At 61.0% G+C, this 9,888-nt stretch carries 12 protein-coding genes and 1 pseudogene; 4 read left to right on the top strand and 9 right to left on the bottom strand.

Annotated features, from left to right (window positions below; genetic code table 11):
* A pseudogene (locus tag BM216_RS18855) lies at positions 1 to 459 on the top strand (ISNCY family transposase); the annotation flags it as partial.
* A gap of 395 nt (positions 460 to 854) precedes the next feature.
* Positions 855 to 1,280: an ester cyclase gene (locus BM216_RS18850; RefSeq protein WP_177230834.1), complete on the top strand. Its 426-nt coding sequence runs from the start codon at positions 855 to 857 to the stop codon at positions 1,278 to 1,280.
* A 62-nt stretch (positions 1,281 to 1,342) separates the two neighbouring features.
* On the opposite strand, the gene BM216_RS18845 is transcribed toward BM216_RS18850, so the two are convergent.
* Positions 1,343 to 1,738 (bottom strand): RidA family protein, encoded by a 396-nt coding sequence (locus tag BM216_RS18845; protein ID WP_093000733.1) that lies wholly within the window; start codon positions 1,736 to 1,738, stop codon positions 1,343 to 1,345.
* 365 nt (positions 1,739 to 2,103) lie between these two features.
* Between BM216_RS18845 and BM216_RS18840 the strand changes: the two genes are divergently transcribed.
* Positions 2,104 to 2,610 carry a hypothetical protein gene (locus BM216_RS18840; protein WP_093000732.1) on the top strand — a complete coding sequence of 169 codons (507 nt, stop codon included), beginning with the start codon at positions 2,104 to 2,106 and terminating at the stop codon, positions 2,608 to 2,610.
* Between the two features lie 18 nt (positions 2,611 to 2,628).
* Here the strand turns inward: BM216_RS18840 and BM216_RS18835 are convergent, their stop codons facing one another.
* The 3 genes from BM216_RS18835 to BM216_RS18825 all read right to left on the bottom strand — a co-directional run bounded on the left by BM216_RS18835 (position 2,629) and on the right by BM216_RS18825 (position 5,032).
* Positions 2,629 to 3,108 (bottom strand): GNAT family N-acetyltransferase, encoded by a 480-nt coding sequence (locus BM216_RS18835; RefSeq protein ID WP_093000731.1) that lies wholly within the window; start codon positions 3,106 to 3,108, stop codon positions 2,629 to 2,631.
* 46 nt (positions 3,109 to 3,154) lie between these two features.
* Positions 3,155 to 3,739 (bottom strand): J domain-containing protein, encoded by a 585-nt coding sequence (locus BM216_RS18830; RefSeq protein WP_093000730.1) that lies wholly within the window; start codon positions 3,737 to 3,739, stop codon positions 3,155 to 3,157.
* Between the two features lie 147 nt (positions 3,740 to 3,886).
* The gene (locus BM216_RS18825) at positions 3,887 to 5,032 is read right to left on the bottom strand and encodes an MFS transporter (RefSeq protein WP_093000729.1); all 1,146 of its coding nucleotides are present in this window, start codon (positions 5,030 to 5,032) and stop codon (positions 3,887 to 3,889) included.
* Positions 5,033 to 5,252: 220 nt separating this feature from the next.
* On the opposite strand from BM216_RS18825, the gene BM216_RS18820 reads away from it, so the two are divergent.
* A complete protein-coding gene (locus BM216_RS18820) occupies positions 5,253 to 5,678 on the top strand; it encodes a DUF4864 domain-containing protein (RefSeq protein WP_093000728.1) in 426 nt (141 codons plus the stop codon).
* A gap of 219 nt (positions 5,679 to 5,897) precedes the next feature.
* On the opposite strand, the gene tgt is transcribed toward BM216_RS18820, so the two are convergent.
* The 5 genes from tgt to coaD all read right to left on the bottom strand — a co-directional run bounded on the left by tgt (position 5,898) and on the right by coaD (position 9,836).
* Positions 5,898 to 7,031: a tRNA guanosine(34) transglycosylase Tgt gene (gene tgt, locus BM216_RS18815; protein ID WP_093000727.1), complete on the bottom strand. Its 1,134-nt coding sequence runs from the start codon at positions 7,029 to 7,031 to the stop codon at positions 5,898 to 5,900.
* Positions 7,032 to 8,114, bottom strand: a complete 1,083-nt coding sequence (queA, locus tag BM216_RS18810; RefSeq protein ID WP_093000726.1) for a tRNA preQ1(34) S-adenosylmethionine ribosyltransferase-isomerase QueA — start codon at positions 8,112 to 8,114, stop codon at positions 7,032 to 7,034. It lies immediately after the preceding gene.
* A 66-nt stretch (positions 8,115 to 8,180) separates the two neighbouring features.
* On the bottom strand, positions 8,181 to 8,690 hold the full coding sequence (locus BM216_RS18805; protein WP_093000725.1) for a peptidylprolyl isomerase: 510 nt from the start codon (positions 8,688 to 8,690) through the stop codon (positions 8,181 to 8,183).
* Positions 8,691 to 8,750: 60 nt separating this feature from the next.
* A complete protein-coding gene (locus BM216_RS18800; RefSeq protein ID WP_093000724.1) occupies positions 8,751 to 9,317 on the bottom strand; it encodes a peptidylprolyl isomerase in 567 nt (188 codons plus the stop codon).
* Between the two features lie 24 nt (positions 9,318 to 9,341).
* A complete protein-coding gene (gene coaD / locus BM216_RS18795; protein ID WP_093000723.1) occupies positions 9,342 to 9,836 on the bottom strand; it encodes a pantetheine-phosphate adenylyltransferase in 495 nt (164 codons plus the stop codon).
* Positions 9,837 to 9,888: the final 52 nt, after the last annotated feature.

Below are 9,888 nucleotides of genomic sequence, written 5' to 3'. Positions count from 1 at the left end.
ATCAATCTGGCGCCGGACCGATTGGTGGAGATCCTGTGCAAGCGCGAGCAACGTTATGTCGGGGCGCAGCTGGCGTTTTCGTTCGAGCGCAAGCGGATCATGCTGCAGGAAACCGAGGTGACGCGGGGGCTAGTCGGTCGCTATGTCGAGACCTATGCCTATGCGGACGGTCGCCTGGACGTGCGTTGGAAAGGTTATTCCCTGCCCTACACGGTATTCGACAGGGACCAGTGATTGACGGATGCGGCGATCACCGAGAACAAGCGACTGGGTGACGTTCTGGCCTATATCAAGGAACGCCAGGATCAGCAGCCGAAGCCGGACGTAAAGACCAACAGCGAGAAGATTGGCTATAAACCGCGTGGCCGGAAACCCGGTCCCCGGACAGATTACATGAACGATCCGGCGGTCATCGCGCGACATGAGAAGGCACTGTTGCGGCAGCAAGCCGCAGAATGAATGCTCGTTCGAATAGCCTCAAAGCTAAAGCCGAAGAGGTGTGTTTACCACCCGCCCCGATCTGATCTTGCAACCGGAATCAGCCGGTCAGATCGGGGCTGATCGATGTGCCGTGCGCCGACCCCGCGGACATTTCTACTTTGCATCACAGCGGACATTCCAACTCCACCGCCACATTGTATTTGAGTGAGGCACCCTGATTCCTGCTGTGGCTTGTCGCTGAACTCGTCCCCTCCGCGTCATCGTTCTCATCTGCCGCCGAACCAATCCAGCGCTCGAGCCGATTACAATCGTAGTGCATTTGGACGCACACCGTACATGCGGACGCTTCAGGTTTGTGCTGCCGCCGATCCTGATCGGGCGGCTGACTGCAACGCATGGGACGGAGCAACCATATGAAGCCCAGAGAGACATCAATCGAAAAGTTCACCCCCTTGCTGTCCGCATGGGCCAGCGCATGGTCGTATCGTGGTGACGCGGACTTTACCGGGATCCTGACCGAGGATTGCGTCTATGAAGACGTCGCGACCGAGCGTGTCTTCATCGGCATCGCAGACATCACGGACTTCGCGCGCGAAGTCCGCACGGCCTTTCCGGATTTCGCCGTCAGGCTAACCTCCGAGATCTTCACCGGCAGTCATGCAAGTGCCGAATGGGAAATGACCGGAACGAATGGCGGCGAGCTTCTCGGCCTGCCTGCAACCAATCGCGCGATTTCCGTTCGCGGTGCAAGCATGTTCGAGATCGAGGCCGGTCGGTTCAAGCGTTGTTCGGACTATTGCAACCTTGCGTCTCTGCTCAGGCAGCTGGGGCTGAACTGAAAATCGGGCCCGCGCCGCCGTTTCGACGGCGCGGCCCGATTTCCTCCAGGGATCGAAACGGCTCACCTCGGTGGGGATACGGCGATACATTCCATCTCCACCCGGGCGTCGAAGGCCAATCCCGAAGAGCCCAATGCGCTCCGGGCCGGATATCGGCCTTTCTCGAAATAGGTCTGGTAGACCTCGTTGAAACTTGCCCATTCGGCCATGTCCCGCAGGAAGACCGTGCACTTGACGAGATCCGCCATCGTGCAGCCATGCGCCTCCAGGGAGGTCCTGATGTTTTCCATCATCTGCCCGGTCTCCGCCGCGATGCCGCCTTCACGCAGCGTCAGCAATCCGGGAATATTTCCGATCTGGCCGGATAGATAGATCGTGTCACCCACCTTCACCGCTTCCGAAAACGGCAATGTCGAGGGCAGAATTTTTCCCGAGTTCAGATGTTCGATCGTCGTCATGTTGCTCTTCCTCCATGTCAATAAGCCGGCTATCACATGGCAGACCGAGACTGCCGATCGATGGAAGCGGCTAAGGATCACATGACGGCGGATCGTCAGCGTCAAGGGAGCGCAAACGGCGCCAAGACGGTATTTCGGCAATTGTTTCAACGGTCACGCAAATCTGTTGATTTGACATGAGATGGGGTGCTCCGCGGGAAATAAAGGCGATGACCGCAGAGCCAGTCGGCTGAACCCTTTTGCGGCAGAAGCTGGGTACGGCGATTAGCTCTCCCCGCACCCAGCTTCGTTCCCGTTATTATCAGGCGGACCGAAGCCGGCGAGCAGAACGGCAGTAAACAGAGCAATGGGCGGAAAGCGACTGAATGGAATCCAAACGTAGCCTTGCGATGGCCGACATCATCTTTGCCGTCGTCGCCTGTGTGTTCGCAGTCGTTCTGTTTCAGTCATCGGCCTTTGGGGAACTCTGCCAGGGCAGCTACCGCTTCCGGTCCCTGCCCGCCTTCAATGTCATGCCGGTGCAGATCTGGATGAAGATCGGCGTGCTGACCGCGCTCGTCATTCCGGGCATTGCGGCATGGTCGTTTCGCCACCGTCGGGATATCCTGGTGCCGGCCCTTGTCGTTGGCCTGCTGCTTCTCCTGCAGATCGGGATCGAAGCCGTATTCGCGCTCAGCGGGCAGATCCACAAGATCGCTGTGGTGGGCGCTGTCTTCTCCATATGGCGCGCCATAAGGCTGTTTCAGCTGGGAGTTCGCACCGGGCAGACATCATCGATCTGGCGCGCCGTGCTTTTCCTTTGCGCGCTCAAATGGACGATAAACCTGTCCTTCCTCGTCGTGGTGCTTTCGAGAAACTGCGCAGCACCGTGATACGTCCGGCAGGTGCCCTCATCCTTCGGCGAAATCCTTCAGCGCATCTCCAGACAACCGATAACGGATCCATTCCGTCTGCGGTTCGGCGCCGACCGCGTCATAGACCCTGATCGCAGGTTCATTCCAGTCGAGCACGCTCCATTCGAAGCGGCCGCAGCCGTGGTCGATAGCGATCTGCGCCAGACGCTTGAGCAGGGCCTTGCCGGCGCCGGAACCGCGGGCGCTCGGCGTCACATAGAGATCTTCGAGGTAAAGCCCGTTGCGGGCCTGCCAGGTGGAATAGTTGAAGAACCAGATGGCCATGCCAATCGCCTGCCCTTCCCGCTCGCAGACCAGCGCCTGCGTGACCGAGGTCGAACCGAAGATCGACTGTTCGATCGTCTCGACGGTCGCGGCGACCTCGTGCTCGGCCTTTTCGTAGATCGCCAGCTCGCGGATGAAGCCGAGCAGGGTTGATGCGTCCTCGCGGGTGGCCGGACGGATGGTGAGCGACATGATGTCTCCGGAATTCAGATGATGTGCAGCAGAAACCCGGCCGAAGCTATTCGGCGGCGTCCTTCAATTCGGCAATCTCCAGCTCGTAGCTGTAGCCGTCGAGCATGACATAGGCCTGCTCGATGGTCTTGATCTCCGTCTCGGATTTGTTGATCGCCTCGCCGATCGTCTCGCAACGCGCCTTCAGCATGCGGCCGAGCACGTCGGTGCCGGGCTTACGGCCCATGCGGTCCATGTGATTGCGGATGCGGGCGCGGTGGCGTTCCATTTCGAGGATATGGAAGCGGGCGTTGACGATGCGGTCGGTCAACTTGCGGCGCATCGAAGCCACGGGATCGAAGGACCCGGGCTCGCGCTCGTCGAGGATCATCTCGTTGACCAGCGTCTCCAGGATCACCAGGCCCTGCAGGTCCTTGGTGTCGGCAAGTTCAGGGTCATAGCCAGTATCGTCGAAGACCTTGCGGCGCACGGGATCGACGAGAAGTTCATAGGCGAGCTTCAGGTCGGCGAAGACTTCGGCATCGCCACCGGTATCCGGATGGGCGGATTTCGCGCGCTTCCTGTAGGCGGACTTGATGGCCGCGGCATCCGCGTCTCGCGAAAGGCCAAGGATGTCATAGGGGTCGATCAAGGAGCGTCACCTGTCTTCGGCATTTCGGTATCATGGTGTTGGATAGTGGTAAGGGTTCTCGCCCGACGGCTCAAGACCTGATCCATTCTTATGGCCAATTAGGGGCAGGCGATTCGGCCAAACCCACCCTCGCCCGTTTTCCCACAGCTATCGCATGCGCAGGCGGAACGGGCGTTTTCCTTCGGCCACAGGCGCCATCAGGAAACTGAGGAAAACACAGGGCAGAAGCACGATGAAGGCCGCCGACAGGCTGACATGTTCGGCGATGAAGCCGAGAAGTGGCGGTACGCCGATCGTCGACAGCATCAACGTCAGCGCCAACGCCGCCAGATTTTCAGACGGCTGGCCCTTGCCGAGCGCGATCGTGGTGGCGACCGCGAGCGGGAAGGCGAGTGCGATGCCGCAGCCGATGAGGAACAGTGCCGCGCCCGCCATGGTGAAGGATGGCGCCGTCACCAGCAGGATAATGCCGGCGGCGACGGTGATCGCCGACAAGCGGATCAAGGCCAGCGCGCCGAACCTGTCGCGCAGCATGTCGCCGGCCATGCGGGTGGCGCCCATGCCAACGGTGAAGGCGGCATAGAGCATGCCGGCCAGTGCCGGATCCGCGCCCATGACCTCGCGCAGGTAGAAGATCCCCCAGTCATAGACGGCGCCTTCGACAATGCAGAGGCCGAAGACCATGATGCAGATCAAAATGATGATCCGGTCCGGCAGGACATAGGCCGAGCGGCGCACGGGGGGCGCCACTGCCGGCGGATCTGCCGGCATCAGCAGGAACACAGTGAGGCAGGCCAGGAGCGCGAGGCCTGCCGCCATGCTCTGCTGGATGGTCGGCGAGACGCCCTCGCCTGCCAGGAAACCGGAGGCCAGCGAGCCGAAAAGCAGGCCAACCGACCAGAAGCCATGGCTGCGCGACAGAACCTTGACGCCGGTGCGCCGCTCTATGCCAGCGGAAATCATGTTGGCGGAGACGTCGAAAATGGTGCGTACGAAACCGAAGAAGAAGAAGCAGATGACGAAGCCCGGCAGGGAAAAGACGGTGAGAAGCGGGCTGAGGAGCGCGACAATCGGCAGCGTGATGACGGCGGTCAGCCGCGGGGTCAGGCGATCGGTGATCCGTCCAGCCAGTGGCAGCGCCAGAAAGGTGCCGACAGGCGCACTCAGCAAGGCCAAGCCCAGCATCGCCTTGTCGATCTGCATCGTCTCCTGAATGGACGGCAGGCGGGTGAAGAGCGAGATGAAGAGGATGGCATTGCTGAAATAAAGCAGGGCGGGCGGCAGCAGGATCATCAAGGCATTCCGATCGAATCAGTCCATCATTCGTGGCAGGAGGCCACAGGCGCGACAAGCGCTGATGACGGGACCCTGCCCTGCGTGGTTCGATGTTCGCAGATCGATTTTCTCGAAACAGGCCGCCGGATTGCCCCGTATGATGAAAATATCTCCACGCTCATCTTTTCAGCAATGAGAAACGCGCTACCATTCGATGATCGTTGCTGGAGACTGTCCGATGGCCGTTCGATTTGCTTCTCTTGTTGCGTCCCTCATGCTCGTATCCGTTCCCGCCGCCCATGCCGACGATCCGGTCGCCGATGCGCAGGCCGTGATCTCCGGCCAGATCGATGCGCTGATCGCTGACGATGCGGACCGCGCCTATTCCTACGCCTCGCCTGATATCCGCAGCATCTACCCCGACAAGGACACGTTCCTCACCATGGTTCAGAAGAACTATGAGCCGGTCTACCACGCCGGAAACTACGCCTTCGGCCGATCGAAACTGGTCGGCGGCGGTGAACTGGTGTTTCAGGAGGTGATGATCAGCGCCAGGGAAGGCAAGGACTGGACTGCGATCTACGAGATGCGGCTGCTGGATGACGGGTCGTACAAGGTGAACGGTGTGCGGATGATGCCGAATACGGCCAGCCAGGGAATTTGATCGGGCGAAATTGAACAAAAGGCGGGTATCGCCGCCGCTTGGGAGATGAGGTGGCGCGGCGTGCTCCCGGTGATCTCCCCCTTTGTGGGGGAGATGTCACGAAGTGACAGAGGGGGGTGGCACCGCAAACTCAATAGACGAGGAGTGTGTTGAGCCCCCCTCTGGCCTGCCGGCCATCTCCCCCACAAAGGGGGAGATCAGCTAAAGGCGCCCGCCTCATCAGACAGGATCGATATCGCCCTTCGCCCATTCCTCCTGCGTCTTCGCATAGAAATCCGCAAAGCGGCCTTCCTCGATCGACTGGCGGATGCCCTTCATCAGGTCCTGGTAGTAATTAAGGTTGTTCCACGAGAGCAGCATGCCGCCGAGCGCTTCATCGGAGCGGCAGAGGTGGTGCAGGTAGGCGCGGGAATAGTCGCGGGCGGCCGGGCAATTCGATTCCTCGTCGAGCGGGCGCATGTCCTCTGCGTGGCGGGCATTGCGCAGGTTGACGCGGCCGCGGCGGGTAAAGGCCAGGCCGTGACGGCCGGAGCGGGTCGGCATGACGCAGTCGAACATGTCGATGCCGCGAGCGACCGATTTCAGCATGTCGTCCGGCGTGCCGACACCCATCAGGTAGCGCGGCTTTTCGGTCGGCAGGACCGGCAGCGTCGTATCCAGCATGGACAGCATCACGTCCTGCGGCTCGCCGACGGCGAGGCCGCCGACCGCGTAACCCTTGAGATCCAGCTGCTTCAGGCCCTCCGCCGAACGGACGCGTAGTGCGGGAATGTCGCCGCCCTGGACGATGCCGAACATCGCCTTGCCCGGCTGCTCGCCGAAAGCGACGCGGCAGCGCTCGGCCCAGCGCAGCGACATTTCCATGGCGCGTTCGATTTCACGCGGTTCGGCCGGCAGTGCCACGCATTCGTCGAGCTGCATCTGGATATCTGAGCCGAGCAGGCCCTGGATCTCGATCGAGCGCTCCGGCGACATGTGGTGCAGCGAGCCGTCGATATGGCTCTTGAAGGTAACGCCCTTCTCGTCGAGCTTGCGCAGGCCCGACAGCGACATGACCTGGAATCCGCCGGAATCCGTCAGGATCGGGCCCTCCCAGCGGATCAGCTTGTGCAGGCCACCGAGGCGTGCGACGCGCTCGGCGCCCGGGCGCAGCATCAGGTGATAGGTATTGCCGAGGATGATGTCGGCGCCAGTATCCTTCACCTGGTCGAGATACATGGCCTTGACGGTGCCGACGGTGCCAACCGGCATGAAGGCCGGGGTGCGGATCGTGCCGCGCGGCATCGATACTTCTCCGAGGCGGGCGCCGCCATCGGTCTTCTTCAGGGTGAACTGGAAGTTCTCGCTGGTCATCTAGTCTTTCCGGAAAAGCAGGCTGGAATCGCCATAGGAATAAAAGCGGTAGCCCACCTGAATGGCATGGGCGTAGGCGCTCTGCATCGTCTCCAGGCCGCTAAAGGCCGAGACGAGCATGAACAGGGTGGATTTCGGCAGGTGGAAATTGGTCATCAGCATGTCCACCGCCTTGAAGCGATAGCCGGGCGTGATGAAGATGCCGGTCGGACCGGTCCACGGCTCGATCATGCCGTCGTCGATCGCGGCACTCTCGATAAGGCGCAGAGACGTGGTGCCGACGCAGACGATGCGCCCGCCCCTCGCCTTCACAGCATTAAGCTTTTCTGCCGTCTCGGCGCTGACGTAACCGATTTCCTGATGCATCTTGTGGTCGACCGTGTCGTCCACCTTCATCGGCAGGAACGTTCCGGCGCCGACATGCAAGGTGACGAAGTGGCGTTCGATACCCGCAGCATCAAGGCTGGCAAACAGATCGGGCGTGAAATGCAGGCCGGCGGTCGGGGCCGCAACGGCGCCCTTCTCGCGGGCATAGATGGTCTGGTAGTCCTGCCGGTCCTTGGCATCCTCGGCGCGTTTGGCGGCGATGTAAGGGGGCAGCGGGATATGGCCGACGGACATGATCGCCTCGTCGAGCGCCGGACCGGACAGATCGAAGCGAAGCGTAACCTCACCGCCCTCGCCTTTCTCCTCAACCGTCGCCGTCAGCGAGCCGAGAAGGCAGGTGTCGCCGGAATGGCCGAATTCGATGCGGTCGCCGATCTTGATGCGCTTGCCGGGCTTGGCGAAGGCTTTCCAGACATCAGCCGCGGTGCGCATGTGCAGCGTTGCCGAAACCTGCTGGCCGCCCGCCCCTTCGCGATGTCTCACGCCTTCGAGCTGGGCGGGAATGACCTTGGTATCGTTGAAGACCAGCGCATCACCGGGCTTCAGAAAATCTGCGAGTTCCGACACGCGATGATCGGCCAGAACCGGATCGGAATCCGGACGCACGACGAGAAAGCGCGCGCTATCCCGCGGGCTTGCGGGCCTCAGCGCAATGTTTTCTTCCGGCAGATCGAAATCGAATAGGTCGACGCGCATGGTTCTCTCAAAAAGCAGGCCCGCCCCGCCTCGGACGACGGAGCGGGCCAAAATCGTCAGGTCGAATTAAACGTCGGCTGCGACGCGGACGGAAGTGATCGAATCCGGATCCTGGACGGGCTCGCCCTTCTTGATCTGGTCGATGATGTCCATGCCTTCGATGACCTGGCCCCAGACGGAATACTGCTTGTTCAGCCACGGAGCATCCGTGAAGCAGATGAAGAACTGCGAGTTGGCCGAGTTCGGGCTCTGCGAACGGGCCATGGAGCAGGTGCCGCGAACGTGCGGAACGGCCGAGAATTCAGCCTTCAGGTCCGGCTTGTCGGAACCGCCCATGCCGGCGCGCGACGGGTTGAAGCTTTCGCCGCCCTTCTTGCCGAACTTCACGTCGCCAGTCTGGGCCATGAAATCGGGGATGACGCGGTGGAAGACGACGCCGTCATAGGCCTCTTCGCGTGCCAGTTCCTTGATGCGGGCGACATGCTCCGGCGCGAGGTCCGGAAGCAGCGAGATGATGACCTGACCCTTCGTCGTCTGCATGATGAGGGTGTTTTCGGGATCCTTGATCTCGGCCATAAGTGTCTCCTTCTTTGCCTTTTGAGGCTTTTCTAGTGAAAACGTGGGCGCTCTGCGCAGTTATTTCTTTGTGACGGTGACCTTGACCATCTTGTCGGGATTGGTCACTTCGCCGTTGCCGCCCTCGCCGCGCTTGATCTTGTCGACGAATTCCATGCCAGACTGAACCTGGCCGACGACGGTGTACTGGCCATTCAGAAATGCGCCTTCATCGAACATGATGAAGAACTGCGAATTGGCGGAATTCGGATCCTGCGAGCGGGCCATGCCGACCGTGCCGCGCTTGAACGGCACCTTGGAGAATTCGGCCGGGATATCCGGCATTTCGGAACCGCCCATGCCGGCGCGCTTGGGGTTGAACTTCGATCCGCCCTGCTTGCCGAACTCGACGTCGCCGGTCTGCGCCATGAAGCCCTCGATGACACGGTGGAAAACGACGTTGTCGTATTCGCCCTTCTGCGCCAGCGCCTCGATCTGGGCGACGTGCTTGGGTGCCACTTCCGGCGCGAGCTTTATGACGACCGGGCCATCCTTGAGCTGGATGGTCAGAAGATCGTCGGCATAGGCCGAGGTCATCGTCGATGCGAGGGCAACCAGGCCGGCAAAGCCGAGATGAAGCAATTTCATTGTAAACTCCGTGTTTCGGAACAATCAGCGGACGAATTTCGACTTGAGGGCGGCAAGAACGGGCGCCGGCACGAAGGCACTCACATCGCCGCCCATGGAAGCGATCTGGCGAACCAATGTGGCGGTTATGGGCCGTGACGCCGTGCCGGCCGGCAGGAAGACCGTCTGCACGTCCGGCGCCATCTGGCGGTTCATGCCGGCCATCTGCATTTCATAATCGAGGTCCGTCCCGTCGCGCAGCCCGCGAATGAGCAATCTCGCGCCGTTGGCACGCGCCGCATCCACGACCAGACGATCGAAGGATACGACGTCTATGTTGCCGGCCTTTTCGGGAAGCGCCTCAGCGAGCGACGCACGGATCAGATCTGCCCTCTCCTCGAACGAAAAGAGCGGCGTCTTGCCCGGATGAACGCCGATCGCGACAATCACCCGGTCTGCCACCTGCAGCGCCTGAACAAGCACGTCGAGATGCCCGTTCGTCATCGGATCGAAGGATCCGGGATAAAAAGCGGTCGTCATGCCTTGCCTGGCCTTCTACCTGGCGCCTGAACTGGCCGGTGAAAATTCAACG

It is taken from the genome of Rhizobium sp. NFR07 (assembly GCF_900111905.1).
In the GTDB taxonomy this organism is placed as follows: domain Bacteria; phylum Pseudomonadota; class Alphaproteobacteria; order Rhizobiales; family Rhizobiaceae; genus Neorhizobium.
Note: the sequence above shows the minus strand (reverse complement) of the source record. Positions and strands in the feature narration are given on the sequence as shown.

Excerpts from the sequence above, each read along its gene's own strand:
- BM216_RS18820 (WP_093000728.1), top strand. The coding sequence starts at position 5,253 with ATGGCCGTTCGATTTGCTTCTCTTGTTGCGTCCCTCATGCTCGTATCC.
- tgt (WP_093000727.1), bottom strand. The coding sequence starts at position 7,031 with ATGACCAGCGAGAACTTCCAGTTCACCCTGAAGAAGACCGATGGCGGC.
- queA (WP_093000726.1), bottom strand. The coding sequence starts at position 8,114 with ATGCGCGTCGACCTATTCGATTTCGATCTGCCGGAAGAAAACATTGCG.
- BM216_RS18835 (WP_093000731.1), bottom strand. The coding sequence starts at position 3,108 with ATGTCGCTCACCATCCGTCCGGCCACCCGCGAGGACGCATCAACCCTG.
- coaD (WP_093000723.1), bottom strand. The coding sequence starts at position 9,836 with ATGACGACCGCTTTTTATCCCGGATCCTTCGATCCGATGACGAACGGG.
- BM216_RS18825 (WP_093000729.1), bottom strand. The coding sequence starts at position 5,032 with ATGATCCTGCTGCCGCCCGCCCTGCTTTATTTCAGCAATGCCATCCTC.
- BM216_RS18805 (WP_093000725.1), bottom strand. The coding sequence starts at position 8,690 with ATGGCCGAGATCAAGGATCCCGAAAACACCCTCATCATGCAGACGACG.
- BM216_RS18845 (WP_093000733.1), bottom strand. The coding sequence starts at position 1,738 with ATGACGACGATCGAACATCTGAACTCGGGAAAAATTCTGCCCTCGACA.
- BM216_RS18800 (WP_093000724.1), bottom strand. The coding sequence starts at position 9,317 with ATGAAATTGCTTCATCTCGGCTTTGCCGGCCTGGTTGCCCTCGCATCG.
- BM216_RS18840 (WP_093000732.1), top strand. The coding sequence starts at position 2,104 with ATGGAATCCAAACGTAGCCTTGCGATGGCCGACATCATCTTTGCCGTC.
- BM216_RS18850 (WP_177230834.1), top strand. The coding sequence starts at position 855 with ATGAAGCCCAGAGAGACATCAATCGAAAAGTTCACCCCCTTGCTGTCC.